We start from the raw sequence: 19,140 nt of genomic DNA, 5'->3' as shown, positions 1-19,140 counted from the left end.
GCCGATTCTAGAGTGAGCCGCGCCCCTCATCGTCCCGCCGTGATCGGGCCTGATCGTCGTCAGACGGCAGGCGCCGACCGCCCAGTTCGGGAGCCGGTTCGGGGAAGGCGCGCTGAGCCGCCGCGAGGTCGGGAGCGAGCGCATCGTCGATGAGCGTCGCCGGGTCGAACGTGCTGGTTCGGTACCCCGCGCGCCCCACCATGTGGGCGGCGATCGGCGCCGTCAACATCTGCAGCACGACGACCGGGATCAGCAGCAGCAACGCCTGCCAGCTTCGCGCCGTCACCGCGATCGCAAGCACGACCGAGATGAGTCCGAGAATCTGCGGCTTCGTGGCGGCGTGCAAGCGCGCGAGGGCGTCAGGAAAGCGCAAGAGACCGATCGCGGCGGCCAGCGACAGAAACGCGCCGAGCACGAGCAGCAGCGCGGTGATGAGGTCGAGCACGCGGTCGAGCGGCTCGGCGTCGGCCGTGCTCACCGCTCCGGTCACGAGGAGGTCGATCATGCCCGCTCCTCCGCCCCGGTGACGCCCGGCGCCTCGGAGGGCGCGGCGGGCCGCGTGACGAATCGGCTCACCGCCACGGTGCCGAAGATGGCGGTCGCCGCGAGGATCACCATGAGCGGCACGGTGCGCGTGTGACCGTTGATGGCCATCTCAGCACCCACCACGAGAACCAGGGTCGTCAAGATGACGTCCGAGGCGATCATGCGGTCGAGGATGCTCGGCCCGACCACCACGCGCCACAGGCAGATGATCGCGGTCGCCGACAGCATCGCCCCGGCGATCCAGAGCAGGACGGTCGTGGCCAGTTCCATCAGCGCACCGCCTCCCACTCGTCTCGCGAGCCGAGCGCGCGCAGCAGTCGCCGCTCGGTCGCGAGAATGTTCGACTTGGCGCGCGCAATGTCGTCAGCGCTGTCGGCTCCGAGCACGTGGACGTAGAGGATCGCGTGCTCGCGGTCGACCTCGAGGATGACCGAACCCGGCACGAGCGAGATGGCGATGGATGTGCCGGTCAGGATGAAGTCCGACCGGGTGCGCAGCTGCACCTTGATGATGGCGTTTCGTTGGATGCGGCGGGCGAAGACGGCCTGGAACGCGACCTGGAAGGAGGCGGCCACCAACTGGCCGAAGAAGACCCCGAGGAACACGAGGAACCAGAACGGGTTGAAGCGCGGGGCAAGGATGACCCGCGGCAGGTAGAGCACCCGGGTGACGATGACGGCAAGGACGATGCCCGTGATGATGGTGAGCGGCGTGACCGAGCCCCACAGCAGCATCCAGAAAGCGACCAGCGCGATGAGCAGCGGCGAGAGCTGCAGGAGCGTGATGGGACTCTTCGGCTCGGCGGGCGGCTCCGGGGCAGACGCCGGAGAGGGCACGGAATCGCGGTCGGTCATTTCTCGAGCACCTCCTCGATCACGTCGGTTACCGAGGGCTCTGCCCCCGACGGGAACACGCTGAGGATGTACCGGTCGGGCCCGTCGAGGTTCTCGCCCGCACGCTCAGCTACGCCGTACAGGGGTCCCGCGAACACGGTGAGCGCGACGCTCACCGCGACCATCGCGGTCGTCGACGCCGTCATGAGGAACGGCGTCGTTCGCGCCTCCGAGATCGTGGCGGTGCTGAGCGGGGCCTCATTGACGTGCTTGAGCAGACGAGACGACCCGCGCTCGACCTCGTCGGCGCCGCGCCAGAAGGCGAGGTTCCAGATGCGCACGAGGGCGTAGAGCGTCAACAACGACACGAAGGCCCCGGCACCGATCAGCACATAGGCGAGGGCGTCGCCCTGCTCGGCGGTGGCTTGGAAGAGCGCGAGCTTGCCGATGAACCCGGAGAACGGAGGGATTCCGCCCAGGTTCAGGGCCGGCACGAAGAACAGCAGGGCCACCAGCGGCGCGCTCGCGAGCAAGCCTCCGATGCGGCTGATCGACGTCGATCCGGCCTCGCGCTCGATGAGGCCGGCGGCGAGGAACAGCGTCGTTTGCACGATGATGTGGTGCGCGATGTAGTACACGGCCGCGGCGGTACCCGCCGGGGTTCCGAGAGCGACCCCCAAGATCATGTAGCCGATGTGGCTCACGAGGGTGAACGAGAGCACTCGCTTGATATCGGCCTGCGCCACGGCACCGAGCGCGCCGACCACCATCGTCAGCAGGGCCAGCACCATGAGCGCGGGGTTGAGGTCTGGCCCGGGGAAGATCACCGTCTCGACTCGGATGATCGCGTACACGCCAATCTTCGTGAGCAGACCCGCAAAGGCCGCGGTCACCGGCGCCGGCGCACTCGGGTAGCTGTCGGGCAGCCAGAACGACAGCGGAAACACGGCCGCCTTGATGCCGAAGGCGACGAGCAACATGACGTGCAGCACGATTTGAGTGTCGAGCGGAATGTCGACGATGCGAATCGCGATCTGCGCGAGATTGACCGTGCCAAGCGCCCCGTAGACCATCGCGATCGCGGCGAGAAACAGCGTCGATGACACGAGGCTCACGACGACGTACGTGACCCCCGCGCGAATGCGCGACTCGGTGCCGCCGAGCGTGATCAGCACGTAGCTGGCGACAAGCAGAACCTCGAACCCGACATACAGGTTGAACAGGTCGCCGGCGATGAACGCGATCATGACGCCGGCCGTCAAGATCAGGTAGGTGGGGTAATAGATCGACACGGGAGTCTCGTCGTCGCCGTCGGCGAGACCCTGGCCGATCGAGAACACGAGCACCGCGAGCAGCACGATGGTCGACACGACCACCATCAGGGCGCTCAGCCGGTCGACGACCAGCACGATGCCAAAGGGCGCCTGCCACCCTCCGACCTCGACGACGACGGTGCCCGTGCCGTCGACACCGAGCAACAGCGCGACGCCGACCGCGAGCACGCCGACGAGAGCGGCGAGGGCGATGAGCCGCTGCGCGCGGGCGCGCCGGCCAACGACGAGGGTCAGCCCGGCCGCGATGAGAGGAATGAGCACCACAAGCGGCGTGAGGGTGGGCAAGAGGTCGATCACGGCGCCTCCTGACCCGTCGCGCGCTCACCGGGCACGGGGAACTCCGTCGTTGAGTCGTCGGGCGAGGTCTCCTCGAGCGGGACGGTCTCGAGGCCCGCCCGCAGTGCGACGTCGTCGGCGTCGTCGTCGACGTCATCGGCATTGGCCAGGCGCCAGCTGCGGTAGATCAGCGCCAACATGAAGGCCGACACACCGAAGGTGATCACGATGGCCGTGAGCAGCAGCGCCTGCGGCAGCGGGTCGGTGTACTGACCGGGGTCGGCTGCCGGATCGTCGACGATGGGAGCGAGACCCTGCGGGCCCGCCATGATGATGATCAACAGGTTGACGGCGTTGCCCACGAGCAAAAACCCGAGCACGACGCGGGTGAGGCTGCGCTCGAGCATCAGGTAGATGCCGCAGGCGAACAGCGCCGCCATCACGATCACCAGGGTCAACGAAAGACTCACCGGCCACCGCCGATCTGCGGCAGCGACGCGGTCGTCACATCGCCGCCCGCGGTGAGGCCCCCGCGACTGCCCTGACGATCGACTTCAGCGCCGAGGCTTCGCAGCACGTCGAGGACGAGACCGACGACGACGAGGTACACACCGATGTCGAAGATCGTCGAGGTGACGAACTCGACCTCGCCGAGCAACCACAGTTCGCCCTCGACGTACGTCGTCGTCATGACGTCGGCGCCGAAGAACAGCGGGGCGAGCGCCGACACGGTGGCGATCAGGATGCCCGACCCGAGGAGGGCGCCGGCGCTGAACGGGGCGGCGGCACCGAGCTCGTAGCGCCCGCCAGCGAGGTACCGCGCGACGAGCGCGAGCCCCGCGACGAGGCCGCCCGCGAAACCTCCGCCCGGCAGGTTGTGGCCGGCGAAGAGCAGGTAGATCGACAGCACGATGACCGCGTGGAAGATCAGCCGAACCACGACCTCGAGCAAAATCGAGCGGTTGCGCGGATCAAGCGTGAGGCCCGCCAGAATCCAGGCACTGCGCTGCGGGGCATCGCTGCCGCCCTCGAGTCGATCGCGGACCGTGCGCTCGAGTTGCCCGCGGGGAACGCGCGGAAGCACGTCGGTGCGACCCCGCAAGAACAGCAGGCTCGCGACGCCCGTGGCGGCCGCGATCACGACGGCGAGTTCGCCCATGGTGTCCCACGCGCGCAGGTCGACGAGGGCCACGTTGACGACGTTCGCGCCGTGGCCGATCACGGTGGCCAGCGCGGGCCAGGCCACCGAGACGGGGTCGTCGGTGCGGCTCGCCGCCGCGACCAGTGCCACAACGGCCATGACCGCGCCGACGGAGATGCCGATGATTGCCCGCAGCACCTTGTGGCTACTGCCGTGCCGATCGCCCAGCCGGGCCGGCAGTCGGCGCAAGACGAGGACGAAGGCGATCAGCGTGACGATTTCGACGAGTGCCTGGGTGATGGCGAGGTCGGGTGCGCCACCCATGGCGAAGAGAGCGGTCATCCCGAAGCCGGTGACCCCGACGACGATGAGGGCCGCGAAGCGCTTTTCGGCGCGTGTGGCCGCAATCGCCGCGCCGATCATGACGACGCCAACCGCGACCTGCGCTGGCGTGTCCCACCAGCGGAACTCGGTCGGCCAGGTGCGCGCGGCGAACAGGGCGGCGACCGTGCTTCCGACGAAAACGGAGAGAATCACCGCCAGGTAGAACGGGAGCGAGCCTCGCTGGGTCAGCGTCGTCACCCGGTTCGCGATGCGGTCGATGCCGCCCATCGAGCGCCAGTAGGTTTCGGAGGCGTCGATCGGGCTGCGGAGGCGACCCTGGATGCGCGCGATGAGCGGGCGGGACAGGAACAGCCCCGTGCCGATCACCACGGAGACGATGGTGAGGTAGAGGTCGGCGCCAAAGCCGTGCCAGAGGGCGAGCGTGTACTCGTACTCGCCCCCCACCCGCGGGTACGGCGCGGCCACCTCGCGGAGGGCGACGTAGGCGAGCCCGGCGAGCGGACCGAGTGCGAGCGAGACGGAGGCGAGCACGGTGGGAGCGACGGTGGCGAACGGAATGGAGCGCACGGGCACGGCACTGTCATCGACGTCGGCTTTGCGGGCGAAGGCGCCCCAGATGAATCGCGCCGAATAGGCGACCGTCAGCGCCGAGCCAGCGACGACACCGACAACGGCGATGAGGGCGAGCAGATCACCCGTGCCGGCCGCGCCGAGCAGCCCGTGCACAGTTGCCTCCTTGGCAACGAAGCCAAACAGCGGCGGGATCCCGGCCATCGATGCCGCCGAAATGGTCGCGACCGTTGCGAGCCAGGGCAGTCGTCGCCCGAGCCCCGACAGTTCGCGGAGATCTCGGGTCTTTGTCGCTCGGTCGATGATGCCGACCACGAGGAACAGGCTCGACTTGAACAGGGCGTGCCCGAGCAGGAGCGCAGCGGCTCCAAGCGCCGTGTCGCGCGTTCCGTACCCGGTGATGACGACGAGCAGGCCGAGCTGACTGACCGTGCCGTAGGCGAGCAGCAACTTGAGGTCAGTCTGACGCAGCGCTGCCCAGCCCCCCAGCAGCATCGTCGCGAGTCCGAGACTGACGAGCACGATGCGCCAGCCCGGCACCTCGGCGAAGGCCGGTGCGAGCCGCGCGATGAGGAACACGCCGGCCTTCACCATGGCGGCGGCGTGCAGGTACGCGCTCACGGGCGTCGGCGCCGCCATGGCTCCTGGCAACCAGAAGTGCAGAGGGAAGATCGCCGACTTCGACAGGGCGCCGGCCAGCACCAGGAAGACGGCGGTGGTCGTCAGGGCACCAGACGGGGTGGTGGCGAGGATCACGGGGATGCTCGAGGACCCCGCCTGCACGGCCAGCAGAACGAGTCCGACCAGCATGATGAGCCCGCCGAAGGTCGTGACGATGAGGGCCTCGAGCGCGGCACCACGGCTGGCCCGTCGACCCGTGTAGTGACCGATCAGGAGGTATGAGAAGACGCTCGTGGCCTCCCACATCACGAACAAGAGGTAGACGTCGTCGGCGACAACGAGGCCGTACATCGCACCCACGAAGGCGAGCAGCACGGCGGCGAATCGGCCCACCGTGGGGTCATTGCGCCGAAAGTAGCTGGCGCAGTACAGCAGCACCAGCGCCCCGATTCCCGTCACGATAAGCGTCAGCAGCCACGACAGCGGGTCCATGCGTAGATCGAGCGTCAACTGCAGCTGGGGAATCCAGGGCACCCGCTCGACCGGCACGGCATCGCCGCCAGCGAGCACGGCCGGCGAGAGAGTGAGGGCGTGGATGAACGCGGCAAGGGCGACCGCGGACGCGAGGAAGAAGACCCGCGACCCGATATGCCGCGCCAGGTATGCGATGGCGATGGGGCTGAGCGCGAGCGTCAGGAGGACGACGATCATGCATCCTCCTGAGTGCTTGATGTGGGCGCGATCAGGAGGCGCCTGAAGCACCGATCCTGAGAGGTCAGTTTACCGGTCGGGGCCGCCCTTACTCGGCGACTGTGCCCCGCTGTGCCACCAACAGTTCCAGTACGGCGACCATTCCCTCGGGGTCATGAATGCGGTGCTGCGCGACCGTGTCTGCCTCCCCCACCTTGATGCCGACATCTCCTGATTCGAGCACGGCGAGGGCGTCTTCGTCGGTCACATCGTCACCGGCAAAGAGCACAGCGTCAGGCTGCAGCTCAGCGCGCAGCACGCGAAGCCCGTCGCCCTTGGTCGCGTCCCGCACCGAAAATTCGACGAGGTTCTTGCCGTCGCGAACCGTCAACCCGGGGTCGGCCTGTCGCGCCGCCCCCCGGACAGTGTCGATCAGCGCGCGGGCCCCCGCGGGCTCAACGGTGCGGGTGTGCACGGCAAAGCCGGCGGGCTTGTTCTCGATCCAGGCCCCGTCGACCATCTCGACAAGCGGGGCCACCACGGCGCGCAGCGCGTCGACCCGGGCGCGGTCTGCCGGCGTCGCGGCGGGGCGAACATCACCGGGTGCGAGACGCACCTCCAGCCCGTGTGAGCCGATGAGCGGCACAGTGTCGGGCAGCCGGCCGACATGCGCGAGGCTCTCGAGCGAGCGACCCGACACGAGGGCGACGGTCGTGTTCGGCGACGCGGCCAACGCCAGCAGCGCGGCGTGCGCGTCAGGAAGCGCCCGCGCCTCATCGGGCACGTCCACCTCCGGCGCCAGAGTGCCGTCGAAGTCGAGCGCGATGAGCACGCGCGGTGCGGCGGCGAACTGGGTGAGCGCCTCGGTCAGCGCCGGATCGAGGGGGACGCTCATCGGGCATCCCGAACGCTGGCGAGCTCGGCGAGGAACGATGCCGACCAGCGGGCCACGTCGTTGTCGCGCACCCGCTTGCGCAACGCGCGCATGCGGCTGGCGCGCTCTCTGGCCGGCATGGATGCCGCAACCAGCATGGTCTCCTTCAGCCCGTCGATGTCGTGCGGGTTGACGAGGAGCGCGTTTTTGAGTTCGTCGGCCGCTCCGGCGAACTCGCTCAAGATCAGCACGCCGTCGTTGTCGTGGCGGCAGGCCACGTACTCTTTCGCGACCAAGTTCATGCCGTCTCGGAGGGCCGTCACGAGCATGACATCAGCGGCAAGGTACAGAGCCACCATCTCTTCGCGGGGGTAGCCGTGGTGAAGGTAGGCAATTGCCGAGTTGCTGATCGTGGCGTAGTCGCCGTTGATGCGCCCCACGGTCAGCTCGATCTCGTCGCGCAGCTGCATGTACGCCTCCACGCGCTCTCGGCTGGGGCTTGCGACCTGCACGAGCACGCTGTCGCCCGCTTTGGTTCGGCCATCGCGCAGCAGCTCGCCGAACGCCTTCAAGCGGTGGCGGATGCCCTTGGTGTAGTCGAGTCGGTCGACGCCGAGATAGATCGTGTCGGGGTTGCCGAGCTCAGAGCGAATCTCGGCGGCGCGCGCCTGAATCTCGGGGCGACGGGCCAACTCTTCGAACATCGCGGCGTCGATCGAGATGGGGAATGCCTTCGCGATCGCCGTGCGCGGCGCCGCGCCTTCGGCGACGGGGACGCGCACCTCGTGCCCCTTCGTGCTGGCGGCCCCGAACAGTCGACGAACCGCGCGGGTGAAGTTGCCGGCATCGGCGACCCGCTGGAAGCCGATCACGTCGGCCCCCAACAGGCCCTCAACGATCTGCTTGCGCCACGGCAACTGCGCGTAGATGCCGTACGGCGGGAACGGGATGTGGTTGAAGAAACCGATCACCAAGTCGGGGCGCAGCTCGCGCAGCATCTTCGGCGCCAGCTGCAGTTGGTAGTCCTGCACCCACACGGTCGCACCCTCGGCCGCGATGGCCGCGCTCGCCTCGGCGAAGCGCCGGTTGACGCGCACGTAGGCGTCCCACCACTCGCGGTGGAAGCTGGGCGGTGCGATGACGTCGTGGTACAGCGGCCACAGCGTGTCGTTGCTGAAGCCTTCGTAGTAGTCGGCGACCTCGTCAGAGCTCAGGGCGACGGGCACCAGGTAGGTGTCATCGGCACTGAACGGCTCCAGCTCGAGATCGGGCTTGCCGGGCCACCCCACCCATGCGCCGTCGGATGCCCGCATCACCGGTTCGAGGGCTGTCACGAGACCGCCGGGCGAGCGCTGCCACCGTTCCGTGCCGTCCGGGTCGACGACCCGATCTACGGGGAGCCGATTCGAGACAACGACGAAGTCGTACTGGCGGCGGTCGGTCATGCGCTGGCTCGTTCCTGCCGCATCGGCGGCGGTGTTCGGGGGCTGCTCAAGTTTCCGGCTCGACCGTATCAGCCGAGATTCAGAGTTCTCTCAGAGAGTGGTCGACGCGGGGCACCCGCCTCCCTACGCCTGGACATACGCTGCACGCACCGCACGAGAGCGCTGCTGTCGCGCCCCCGCAACCGCGAGCGGAACCGTCGCGGCGACGATCAGTGCGCTCGTCACCAGGGCCGCGATGATGCGGCCGGTGTCCCCGCCCGCCAGCACCGCGAGCATCCCGTCAGCGATGATCGGGACGGGCAGCACCGCCGCCAGCGCCGGGAAGGGCGCCACGAGCGCCTCCACCGGGATGATGATGCCGATGACGACGGCTTGCACGCCGAGCGCGACGAGCGAGGCAATGGTCGTCGCGGCCCGGCCGAGCCAGAGCGCCGCGGCGAGGTGCAGCGCGGCGAAGGCCAGCGAGGCGACGAGGGCGAGCGCGAGCAGCCCCGGCAGCGCCGACCACGCCGCCCCGGCGAGCAGCGGAGCGAGCACCGCCACGAGGGCGCCCTGAGCGAGCGCGACGCCGAGCAGTACCGTCATGCGTCGCCGCAGCTGGGCACGAGCGCCGAGGGCGGAGCCAACCAGCGTTGCGCCGCCGCGGGGCGCCGCGACGGAGGCCGCCAGCGCGCCGAGCCACAGCGCGATGGGGGCGAGCGCGGCGACGATGATGCCCCCGATGCCGTCCACCGCGTTGACGCGGGCGCTGTCGAGGGCGACCGGGCTGAGAAGCACGTCCGTGTTGAGGTCGTCGGCGCTGGGCACCTCGGCGGCACCCTCCGTGAGCCCTGCCCCCAACTCGTCGGCGCCGTCAGCGAGCTGGGTTGCCCCGTCGGCCGCCTCGGCGGCACCGTCAGCGATGAGCGTGGCACCGTCGGCGAGCGCCGCGGCCCCACCCGCGCTCTGGCCGACGCCGGAGGCGAGACGATCGAGCCCGCCGCTGAGTTCTCCGAGGCCGTCCGTCAACCCGTCGAGCCCACCCACGAGGGGGGCGCCGTTCTCGGCGAGCTGGGAGGCGCCGTCGACCAACGGCCCTCCGCCGTCGGCCAGCGCGCGAGCACCCGCGGCGGACTCCGCCACACCGCCTGGCACCGACACGAGCGCGGACTCGGCTTGCGCCGCAACCTGGCCCGAGGCACGAGAGAGCTGCTCGGCCCCGGAGGCGAGCTCGCCGAGCGCCAGAATGAGCCCCTGCTGTTGCTCAGCGGGAAGGCCCGGAGTCGCTAGTGCGGCCGCGATCTCGCTGAGGGAGTCGGAGAGAAGCCCCAGTTGCTGGTCGACGCCCACGATGGCAGTGCCGAGGGTCGGAAGCGGCTCCACCTCGGCGGCGAACGTTTCGAGTCCGGAGGCAAGCTGGTCAACGCCCCCGACGTACGCCGTCACGCCGTCAGCCACACCGCCGACTCCGTCGACGTAGCGGGCGAGGCCGTCGGCCAGTTGACGGGATCCGTCCGCTGACTGGGCTGCGCCGTCGGCCGCTCCACGGGTTCCGGCTGCGAGGGCTCCCAGGCCACTGCCGAGCTCACGCGCACCCGAGCCGATGCCGGCGACACCGTCTCCGAGGCTCGCCACCCCCTCCCCCAGGTCGCGGGTTCCGTCGGCGAGCTGGCGCGCGCCGTCACCCGCCTCGGCAAGCGCGACACCCAGGTCGCCGAGTCCTCCGACGACCCCGGCGAGCACCTGTTCCGTGATCTCCGCGCCGAACTGCGCGACCAGCGCCTCACCAAGCGCCTGGGTGACGCTGCCGGCGAGATAGCTGTGGGCGTCGTCGGTCTGGATGCGGATCGTCGCCACGCGCGCGTCCGGCTCGCCGAGCGTGGCGATCGACGCCGAAAAATCGCTCGGGATCGTGACGACCGCGTACACCTCGCCAGCAGCAAGGGCACGCTCGGCGTCGGCGGCGCTCGTGGGCCGCCAGTCGAAGCCGGGCGCGTCCGGGCCGGTGAGCTCGGTGACGAGCAGCCGCCCCGCGAGGATCAGCTGCTCGTCGCCCTCGGCGTCGATCGTCGTGACGAACTCGTCGTCGTTGACGACGGCCGCCGGGATGCGCGCCAGCGGGTCGTCAGTTCCGCTTCCGAGAGCGGCCAACGCGACGCCGACGATGGCGGCGGGCACGAGTGCCGCGGCGATGAGCGCCGCCAGCAGGCGGGAAGGTCGGCGGGTCATGATCACTTCGCCTCCGAGTCGAGAAGAGAAACGGTCGGGGTCGTTGTCCATCGCCCCCGTGCGCGGTCGTCGGCAGGCAGTGTGGCCGCCTCATCGCCGACGACGACGCGGGCGGCGGTCGGCGCGGTGCAGTCGAGTAGGCGGTCAGCGGCCGCCACCGTCGACGCGGGGAGGTGCCCCGAATCGATCAGCAGAATCGGCGCCTGATCGATGGTTCCGAGGGCCGCGGCGACCAGGGCTCGCACGCCCGGGTCAAGCGCGGCAAGCGGCACCTGCGGATCGACCCGTTCCAGCGTGCGGGCGAGATCGGGCTCGTCGGCGCTAGCCAGTCGCGACACCAGAGACGCGAGCCACGCGTCGACGCTGCGCCGAGACCGTGCGGCGCGCAGCCGCTCGTCGGCGAGCGTTGCCAGATTCACCCCGGCGGGCACGCGCACGGGGTCGAGGTCGATGAGGGTGACGCGTCGGGCGACCCGGGACGGTTGCGACGGCAGCAGCCCGTCGGCGACGCGCGCTCGCCCCGCCGCCGTGGGCACATAGCCCGCGAGCGTGGCGAGCAGGGGCCGGCGCGAGCCGGCCTCGATGGCGAGGGCGAGTCGGGCCCCCGCGGGCACGTCGGCGTCGAGTGTGCCCTCGACGCCGTGGGCGGCAAGCCCGTCAACGACGAGGACGGAGGACGCGTGCTCATCTGCCCACCGCTGGGCGGCGCGGTGCGCGCCGAGCGCCTCGCCCTCGATGTCGAGGTTGGGAAGTGCCCGGTCAAGCGCCGCAGGGAACCACCAACCGGCCCTGCCGAACAGGGTCATGAGCGCCGGCCCGAGCGTCATGCGCACGATGAAGGCGTCGACGGCGATACCGACGGCAAGGCCGAGCGCGACGGGCTTGATCAGGTTGAGCCCCTCGGGCACGAAGGCCGCGAAGACGAGGAACATGATGAGGGCGGCAGCGGTGACGACGCGGGCGCCGTTCGTGAACCCCTCCTCGATCGCCGCGCGGGGGCTCGCGCCGTGCACGTACTGCTCGCGCATACCCGAGACGAGGAAGACCTCGTAGTCCATCGCCAGGCCGAACAGCACGGCCATGAGGATGATCGGCATGAAGCTCAGAATCGGCCCCGGTTCGACGTGCAGTAGCTCGGCGCCGTACCCCCACTGGAAGACGACAGCGGTGACGCCGAGCGCTGTTCCGACCGACAGCAGGAAGCCGAGGGCCGCCTTGATGGGCACAAGCACGGAACGGAAGACGGCCATCAGTAGCAGGATCGAGAGCCCCACGACGATGAGCGCGAAGGGCACGAGCGCGGCGCTCAGCCGCTGCGAGATGTCGATGCCGATGGCGGTGACCCCGGTGACGGCGATCGGGGTGCCGTAGCGTGCATCCAATTCGACGCCGAGGGCGCGAATGTCGGCGACGATCTGTTTTGTCTCGGCGGCGTCGGGCGCGGTCTCGGGGGCAACGCGGAAGATCGCGCGCTCTGTGCCCGGCGACGGGATGCCCGGGCTCACGGTCGCAACGCCTGGCACGTTACTGAGCTCGGCACGAATCGCATCGAGGTCATCGAGGATGTCGGTCGTTTGCGTGATGTCGACGGTGACGAGCAGCGGTCCCGCGGTACCCGGCCCGAACACGCTGGCGATGATGTCGTACGCCTCACGCTGCGTGGTGCCGGCGGGTTCCTTTCCGCCGTCTGGCAGGTTCAAGTCGAGGCTGAACGCGGGCAGCGAGACGGCGCCGAGCACGGCGACGACGGCGAGCGTTGTCACCACCGGTCGCCGCATGACGCCGCGAACCCACCGACGGCCCATCGTCGGTCGTCCCCCGGCGACCGGATGCGCGCGGCGCCACGCCCGCGACCCCTCGCGCGGAATCAGGCGGTCACCCGCGAGCCCCATCAGGGCGGGCAGCAGGGTGAGCGCGGCGGCGACGGCAACCGCGACGGCCGCCGCGCCTCCGATCCCCATGATCGACAGGAAGGGGATGCCGACGACCAGCAAGCCCATGAGCGCGATGATGACGGTCCCGCCGGCGAAGACGACGGCGCTTCCCGCGGTTCCGGCGGCGACCCCGGCCGATTCGTATGGCGCCATCCCGGTCGCGAGTTGCGTGCGGTGACGAGACAGGATGAACAGCGCGTAGTCGATGCCGACGGCGAGCCCGATCATGAGGGCGAGCAACGGTGCGGCGCTCGAGACGGGAACGAGCGAGGCGATGAAGAAGATGCCGCCCATCGATACGCCGACGCCGAGGATGGCGCTGACGATCGGCATGCCGGCGGCGCGCAGCGAGCCGAAGGTGATCAGCAGCACGATCCCGGCGATGCCGACGCCGATCGCCTCGATGATCGAGATGCCGGGCACCTGGTCGGCGAAGATCTGCCCCGCGAACTCGACCCGCGCATCCCGCCCGTCGCCCGTCGCGACGACCGCGTCCAGCGTCTCGTCGGTCACCTCGGCCTGCTGGCCGACGAGGGTTGTTTGAATGATCGCGACCGTTCCGTCAGCACTCACCTGGTTGTCGGCGAACTCGTCGAACGGATCGAGCACCTGGTCGACTCCGCCGATGGACGACAGGTCGGCGGCGATGTCGGCGATCTCGGCGCGCACGGCTGGGTCGTCGACGCGTTGGCCGTCCGGTGCCACGATGACGGCCTGGATGGTGGCTCCGGCGACCTGGGGAAACAGTTCGCCGAGTTCGTCGAGCGCATCCTGCGACTCCGTGCCGGGAATCGTGAACGTGTCATCGGTGGAGCCGCCGAGCCCGAAGCCCACGCCCAGCAGGCCGATCGCAACGAGGAGCCAGATCGCGAGCACGGTGCGGGCGCGGCGGTAGGCAGCGCGGGCGAGACGGTAGAGCAGGGTCGACACGGGCTAGTCCTCGGTTTCGGGGGCGAGCAGTTCGCGCAGGACGGCGTTCAGGGCGGGGCGGATCTCGTCGACGGGCGGACTGTCGAGCCCCAGGAGATCACTGGCGGCGAGCGTGTAGGCGGCACCGGCGAGCGCGATGCCGTAGCGCAGCTTTTCGAGCGTGCTTCCGGCGGCGAGGTCGAAGGCGTCCGACAGCTCGCGCATGAGCGATTGGGCGCGCGCGAACGCGGGCACGTCTTGCTGGGTGGCCGACTGGTTGACGATGAGGTGCACGACCTCGCGATGGGTCAGCAGGGCGTCGACGAAGCGCTCGAGGAAGGCGATGCGCTGGGCGCGGTCGGCGGCGACGTCGCCCATGCCGCGCACGATCTCGGTGAGCTCGTCGAGCGCCGGAGCCATCGCGTCGGCCAGCAGTTGCTCTTTCGACGCGTAGTGGTACAGCACGCTGGCCTTCGACGTGCCGGCGAGGTCGGCAATGCGTTGCAGACTGGTCGCGGCGTAGCCGGCGGCGGCGAATTCGGTGAGCGCGATCTCGCGCAACTGGTCGTGGAGACTCACGAGCCACCAGCGTATTTGACCGATTGGTCAGAGTCTGACCGATCGGTCGAAATCCTGGGATGCGCGGGGTGATTTCCCAGCCACGCGCCCGAATCTGGGCGCCCGCTGAGCGGAACGTGCATCCCGCCGAGGCCGCGCGATAGCGTGAAGGCTCCGATCACGCGAAGGGAACCCGATGCGCAAGTACCTGACGAACGGCGCCGTGCTGAGCTCCGTCTTCGGCGCCGTGGGCGTACTGAAGGCCACCAAGCAGGGCCCGCGCGACTGGCGGCTCGCGCTCATGTGGGTGAGCTGGGGCATCAGCGTCGCCATCGCCGTCGGCACGGTCATCGAAGACAACAAAGAGCAGGGAGCGCTCGAGCGCTAGGCCCTACCGGTCAGAACCCGGCCGACGCCCCCATGCCGAGGCCGAGGGCGACGAGCGCCGCTCCGCCGCCCGCGCGAACGAGGGCGATTCGACGGGAATTGGTGGCGAACCAATCGCGCGCCGAGCCAGCCGCGATCGCCCACAGCGAGTCGCAGGCGATGCCGATCACGAGAAACGCCGCGCCGAGCACGAGCATCTGAGCCGTCGGGGAGCCAATCGCCGGATTCGCCGCCTGCGGCAAAGCGGCGACGAAGAACACGATCGTCTTCGCGTTGGTCAACCCCACAATGACGCTGTCCCGCACCAGCGTGCGCGTGCGCCCCGAGACGGCCGACGCCTCGTCGGCGCTGATGGCATTGCGGTGCCGGATCGACTGAATACCCAGCCAGACGAGCACAAGCGCACCGCCCACCTTCATCGCGGTGAACAGCACCTCCGAGCGCGCGATGATGACCCCGAGACCGGCGGCGACCACCACGATCTGCACGGCGACCCCGGCGGCATTGCCCAGCACGCTGACGAGGGCCCCGCGCGTTCCCAGCACGAGCGCGCGGCCCACGACGAAGAGCACGCCGGGCCCCGGCACCACGATGATGACGAGCGAGAGGGCGAGGAACGCGAGCGCGGACGCGGGGTCGATCACTCGCTGATGCTACGACCTCGAACGCCGGTCTCGTTACCGCTGCAGCGGCAGCAGCACGCCGATGCCGACGAACACTCCGCCCGTCACCCGATTGAAGGTGCGCCCGACGCGCGCGAGCCACGGTTGAACCGACTGCGACGCGCGGGCCACGACGAGCTCGAAGACGATCTCGACGGCGACGAAGGTGGCCGCCATGACGGCGAACTGCGCGAGCAGGCTGGCCGTCGGGTCGAGAAATTGGGGCAGGAACGCAACGAAGAACAGGATGCCCTTCGGGTTCGTCGTCGCCGCCAAGAGACCCTGGGCGAACAGTCCGAAAGGATGCGCGGGGCGCGCCCCCGACGCGGCGCTCACCTGGATCGGCGGCGAGCGCCACACCACGATGCCGAGGTAGACGAGGTAGGCACCACCGGCGAGCTTCAGCCAGAACAGCAGGTCAGCGCTGGCGGCCAGGAGCGCGCCGATGCCGAACAGCGACAGAGCGATCACCGCAGTGAAGCCCAGAGCGCCCCCGAGAATCGTGAACACCGTGCGTCGCACCCCGTGAAGGGCACCGTGGGTGAGCGCGAGCAGCCCGTTGGGCCCGGGCGTGAGCGACAGCCCGGCGCACGCCGCGAGGTAGAGCCACCACGTCTCGATTGCCACAGCGTCAGTATGGAGCCTCGGCGGGGCGTGCGCGAATGCGAAAGGCCCCGCACTGGCGAGAGTGACGGGGCCGTTCGTACACCCCCCGGGACTCGAACCCGGAACCCGCTGATTAAGAGTCAGCTGCTCTGCCAATTGAGCTAGAGGTGCGCGGCCCAGCGTGCGGGCCGAGAGGAAACGATAGCACCTGGGCGACCCGGTCGGCCACTCGGCGGCCGTCCAGCCACCGAGGAGCGATCATCCATACACTGTCGAGCGGATGCGCGGGAAATCGCCGACTGCATCGACCACCGCACCGCACGCCTCAATTCGCAAGGAGCCCGCCATGGCCGACCGTCTGGAAGCCGGTACCCCCGCCCCCGCCTTCACCCTGACCGACAAGGACGGCGCCGACGTGTCGCTGTCGGACTACGCGGGCCAGAAGGTTGTCATCTACTTTTACCCCGCCGCCTCGACCCCGGGCTGCACGACGCAGGCGTGCGACTTCCGCGACAACCTGAACTCGCTCGAGGCCGCCGGCTACCGGGTGCTCGGCGTATCGAAAGACACCGCCGACAAGCTGCAGAAGTTCGCCGACGAGGAAGGCCTGAACTTCCCGCTGCTCAGCGACCCCGACCTTGCCGTGCACAACGCCTACGGCGCGTACGGCGAGAAGTCGATGTATGGCAAGACGGTCACCGGTGTTCTGCGCTCGACCTTCGTCGTCGACGAGGAGGGTGTGCTCACCCACGCGCTCTACAACGTCAAGGCCACGGGGCACGTCGCGAGCCTGCGCAAGAAGCTCGGCATCGACGCGTAACGCCCTCGGGGCGAGCGTCGACGGTCGGCCGGAACGTCAGTCGCGCTCGGACAGATACTCGGTGAGGGTCGGCGTGAGGATCAGGATGATGCCGAGCGCCGAGGGGATGATGATCCACGACGCGATGTCGGGTCGGGGCACGAAACCCTGAACGCTGCCCACCCCGATCGCCAGCTGCAGGAAGTGGTAGGTCAGCACGCTGCCGCGCGTCCAGGCGCGGGCGCGCACGAGCCCGATGATCGTGAGCACGAGCCACAGCCCAACGAGCGCCGCGCAGATGAGAAAGGCGACCGCTGTGGCGGGGAAGTCGGCCGATTCGGCAGCAAAGCGCAGGGTCAGGAACGTCGTGAAGCCAACGACAAACACCGTTTCCAGCACCACCAGGGTGATCAGCGCGATTACCAGAGGTGTACGGCGGGTGTCTGACACGGTAAGAAATTGCTCCAAAAGTATTGATTTGACGTTCTCGACATGAGACTCTATAGGCCGTTGTTGTGACGCCTACAGCGCCGTGGGCGACGAACATTCCGTTCGTTTTCTGACCTACCCCCGACCGTGAGTCGGGGTGTAGCGCGTCCCCCAACTTTCGTGGCGCGCTATCGCCCAATGCTAAGGAGCTGTGCCATGGACTGGCGTGACAAGGCCGCGTGCTTGACCGCTGACCCCGAGCTGTTCTTCCCCGTCGGCAACACCGGCCCCGCCGTCGACCAGATCGAGAAGGCGAAGGCCGTGTGCGGCCGCTGCCCCGTGACCGAGATCTGCCTGCAGTACGCCCTCGAGACCAACCAGGACTCGGGCGTGTGGGGTGGCCTCAGCGAAGACGAGCGCCGCGCCCTCAAGCGCCGCGCTGCGCGCGCGCGTCGCGCCTCCTAGTCGCCGCTTCGCGGTCGCAGGTACAACAGCGGTACCTGAATCGTCACCTCGGTGCCCTCACCGGCGAGGGTGTGCCAGTCGATCGTCCCGCCGAGTTCACCCTGAATCAGAGTGCGCACGATCTGGGTGCCGAGACCGGAACCGACCTTCCCTTCGGCCAGACCGCCGCCGTTGTCACGAACCTTCACGCTCAGCGCGTCATCGGTGCGGGTTGACTCGATGGTGACCTCGCCGTCCGTCCGTCCGGCGAGCCCGTGCTCGACCGCGTTCGTGACAAGCTCGGTGAGCGCGAGGGCCAACGGCGTCGCGTAGGCGCTCGGCAACACTCCGAAGCTTCCCACCGAGCGCGGCCGCACCACGGTGTTGTGGCTCGAGGCCACTTCGGCGATGAGTTTGAGCACGCGGGCGAAGACATCGTCGAAGTCGACGTTCTGCGTCAGCCCCTCCGACAGGGTGTCGTGCACGACGGCGATCGCGGACACGCGGCGCATAGCCTGAGTCAGCGCCTCGCGCGTCGTTTCCGAGTGCGCGCGCCGCGCCTGAATCCGCAGCAGCGATGCGACGGTCTGCAGGTTGTTCTTGACCCGGTGGTGAATCTCGCGAATCGTCGCGTCCTTCGTGATGAGCTCGCGCTCTTGCAGGCGCACCTCCGTGACGTCGCGGCACAGCACGATGGCGCCGATGCGCTGACCGGCGTGCCGCAGCGGAATCGCCCGCAGGCTCACCGTCACCCCGCGCGCGTCGATGTCTGTTCGCCAGGGCGCGCGACCGGTGACCACGAGCGGGAGCGACTCGTCGACCTGGAGCTTGCCCGCCAGCAGCCTCGTGGTGACAGCGGCGAGCGACTCCCCCTCGAGTTCGCCCTGGAATCCCATGCGGTTGAAGGCCGACAGCCCATTGGGGCTCGCGAAGGTGACGACGCCGTCGACGTCCAGCCGGATCAACCCATCGGATGCACGGGGCGCGCCACGACGCGGACCGCTCGGCGCGCTCGGGTCCGGGAAATCGCCGGTGGCGACCATGTGGAAGATGTCGGCGGCGCACTCGTTAAACGTCACCTCCTGGCGGGAGGGCATGCGCGGCTCGGACAGGTTGGTGTGCCGCGTGATGACCGCAATCGGCCGCGCGGGCGCCGTGGGCTCGCTCGGCCCGGGCCTGCGCTGCACCGGAACCGCCAGCACGCGCGTGGGCGTCTCTTCGTACCAGTCGGGGGCCGACGAGTCGACGATCGTTCCCGTTTCGAAGGCTTCACTGACCAGGTCAGACCACTCGGCACGCACCGTTTGACCAACGAAGTCGCGATAGAACAGGGTGGCCGAGCTGGAGGGCCGAGAGTGCGCGACGGCCACGTAGCTGCCCGCGCGGTCTGGCACCCACACGACGATGTCGGCGAAGGCGAGGTCGGCCAGAAGCTGACCGTCGGCGGTGATGAGGTGGAGCCAGTCGATGTCGCTATCGGTCAGCGCGCTGTGCTCATGAACCAGATCGGAAAGCGTCGACACGCGGCA

Annotated in this window: 18 protein-coding genes and 1 tRNA gene; 3 read left to right on the top strand and 16 right to left on the bottom strand. The window is 69.2% G+C overall.

Annotation, left to right across the window (positions count from 1 at the left end; translation table 11 throughout):
• Positions 1-7 precede the first annotated feature (7 nt).
• The 11 genes from mnhG to ACK4SC_RS06500 form a co-directional block, all read right to left on the bottom strand.
• Positions 8-505: a monovalent cation/H(+) antiporter subunit G gene (gene mnhG, locus ACK4SC_RS06550; RefSeq protein WP_409616244.1), complete on the bottom strand. Its 498-nt coding sequence runs from the start codon at positions 503-505 to the stop codon at positions 8-10.
• Positions 502-816 carry a monovalent cation/H+ antiporter complex subunit F gene (locus ACK4SC_RS06545; protein WP_409616241.1) on the bottom strand — a complete coding sequence of 105 codons (315 nt, stop codon included), beginning with the start codon at positions 814-816 and terminating at the stop codon, positions 502-504. The genes mnhG and ACK4SC_RS06545 overlap by 4 nt, the downstream gene beginning before the upstream one ends.
• On the bottom strand, positions 816-1,400 hold the full coding sequence (locus tag ACK4SC_RS06540; RefSeq protein WP_409616238.1) for a Na+/H+ antiporter subunit E: 585 nt from the start codon (positions 1,398-1,400) through the stop codon (positions 816-818). Before ACK4SC_RS06540 ends, ACK4SC_RS06545 begins: the two co-directional genes overlap by 1 nt.
• Positions 1,397-3,007, bottom strand: coding sequence for a Na+/H+ antiporter subunit D (locus ACK4SC_RS06535; protein ID WP_409616343.1), 1,611 nt, complete (start codon positions 3,005-3,007; stop codon positions 1,397-1,399). The genes ACK4SC_RS06540 and ACK4SC_RS06535 overlap by 4 nt, the downstream gene beginning before the upstream one ends.
• Positions 3,007-3,459, bottom strand: a complete 453-nt coding sequence (locus tag ACK4SC_RS06530) for a Na(+)/H(+) antiporter subunit C (RefSeq protein WP_409616236.1) — start codon at positions 3,457-3,459, stop codon at positions 3,007-3,009. Before ACK4SC_RS06530 ends, ACK4SC_RS06535 begins: the two co-directional genes overlap by 1 nt.
• Positions 3,456-6,377, bottom strand: a complete 2,922-nt coding sequence (locus ACK4SC_RS06525; RefSeq protein ID WP_409616233.1) for a Na+/H+ antiporter subunit A — start codon at positions 6,375-6,377, stop codon at positions 3,456-3,458. The genes ACK4SC_RS06530 and ACK4SC_RS06525 overlap by 4 nt, the downstream gene beginning before the upstream one ends.
• An 88-nt stretch (positions 6,378-6,465) precedes the next feature.
• Positions 6,466-7,251 (bottom strand): trehalose-phosphatase, encoded by a 786-nt coding sequence (otsB, locus tag ACK4SC_RS06520; protein WP_409616230.1) that lies wholly within the window; start codon positions 7,249-7,251, stop codon positions 6,466-6,468.
• Entirely contained in the window at positions 7,248-8,675 is a 1,428-nt protein-coding gene (locus ACK4SC_RS06515) for a trehalose-6-phosphate synthase (protein ID WP_409616227.1), read from the bottom strand. Before ACK4SC_RS06515 ends, otsB begins: the two co-directional genes overlap by 4 nt.
• Before the next feature lie 123 nt (positions 8,676-8,798).
• Positions 8,799-10,883 (bottom strand): YhgE/Pip domain-containing protein, encoded by a 2,085-nt coding sequence (locus tag ACK4SC_RS06510; protein WP_409616225.1) that lies wholly within the window; start codon positions 10,881-10,883, stop codon positions 8,799-8,801.
• Between the two features lie 2 nt (positions 10,884-10,885).
• Positions 10,886-13,747, bottom strand: coding sequence for an MMPL family transporter (locus ACK4SC_RS06505; protein WP_409616222.1), 2,862 nt, complete (start codon positions 13,745-13,747; stop codon positions 10,886-10,888).
• 3 nt (positions 13,748-13,750) lie between these two features.
• Positions 13,751-14,305 (bottom strand): TetR/AcrR family transcriptional regulator, encoded by a 555-nt coding sequence (locus tag ACK4SC_RS06500; RefSeq protein WP_409616220.1) that lies wholly within the window; start codon positions 14,303-14,305, stop codon positions 13,751-13,753.
• Positions 14,306-14,480: 175 nt separating this feature from the next.
• Here ACK4SC_RS06500 and ACK4SC_RS06495 point away from each other — a divergent pair, with 175 nt between their 5' ends.
• Positions 14,481-14,672 (top strand): hypothetical protein, encoded by a 192-nt coding sequence (locus ACK4SC_RS06495; protein ID WP_409616217.1) that lies wholly within the window; start codon positions 14,481-14,483, stop codon positions 14,670-14,672.
• 10 nt (positions 14,673-14,682) lie between these two features.
• On the opposite strand, the gene ACK4SC_RS06490 is transcribed toward ACK4SC_RS06495, so the two are convergent.
• The 3 genes from ACK4SC_RS06490 to ACK4SC_RS06480 all read right to left on the bottom strand — a co-directional run bounded on the left by ACK4SC_RS06490 (position 14,683) and on the right by ACK4SC_RS06480 (position 16,110).
• Positions 14,683-15,315, bottom strand: a complete 633-nt coding sequence (locus ACK4SC_RS06490) for a LysE family translocator (RefSeq protein ID WP_409616215.1) — start codon at positions 15,313-15,315, stop codon at positions 14,683-14,685.
• 33 nt (positions 15,316-15,348) lie between these two features.
• Positions 15,349-15,960 carry a LysE family translocator gene (locus tag ACK4SC_RS06485; protein WP_409616212.1) on the bottom strand — a complete coding sequence of 204 codons (612 nt, stop codon included), beginning with the start codon at positions 15,958-15,960 and terminating at the stop codon, positions 15,349-15,351.
• A 77-nt stretch (positions 15,961-16,037) separates the two neighbouring features.
• Positions 16,038-16,110, bottom strand: a tRNA-Lys gene (locus ACK4SC_RS06480).
• A 175-nt stretch (positions 16,111-16,285) separates the two neighbouring features.
• On the opposite strand from ACK4SC_RS06480, the gene bcp reads away from it, so the two are divergent.
• Positions 16,286-16,759, top strand: a complete 474-nt coding sequence (gene bcp / locus ACK4SC_RS06475) for a thioredoxin-dependent thiol peroxidase (protein ID WP_409616209.1) — start codon at positions 16,286-16,288, stop codon at positions 16,757-16,759.
• A gap of 36 nt (positions 16,760-16,795) precedes the next feature.
• On the opposite strand, the gene ACK4SC_RS06470 is transcribed toward bcp, so the two are convergent.
• Positions 16,796-17,188 carry a hypothetical protein gene (locus tag ACK4SC_RS06470; RefSeq protein ID WP_409616207.1) on the bottom strand — a complete coding sequence of 131 codons (393 nt, stop codon included), beginning with the start codon at positions 17,186-17,188 and terminating at the stop codon, positions 16,796-16,798.
• Positions 17,189-17,383: 195 nt separating this feature from the next.
• Here ACK4SC_RS06470 and ACK4SC_RS06465 point away from each other — a divergent pair, with 195 nt between their 5' ends.
• Entirely contained in the window at positions 17,384-17,632 is a 249-nt protein-coding gene (locus tag ACK4SC_RS06465; RefSeq protein ID WP_409616204.1) for a WhiB family transcriptional regulator, read from the top strand.
• Here the strand turns inward: ACK4SC_RS06465 and ACK4SC_RS06460 are convergent.
• A complete protein-coding gene (locus ACK4SC_RS06460) occupies positions 17,629-19,134 on the bottom strand; it encodes a sensor histidine kinase (protein ID WP_409616201.1) in 1,506 nt (501 codons plus the stop codon). The two genes, ACK4SC_RS06465 and ACK4SC_RS06460, sit on opposite strands and share 4 nt — an antisense overlap.
• Positions 19,135-19,140 lie beyond the last annotated feature (6 nt).

The organism is Microcella sp., assembly GCF_046293215.1.
GTDB lineage: Bacteria > Actinomycetota > Actinomycetes > Actinomycetales > Microbacteriaceae > Microcella.
The sequence above is the reverse complement of the archived record's forward strand: the minus strand, read 5'-3'. Positions and strand labels throughout refer to the sequence as shown.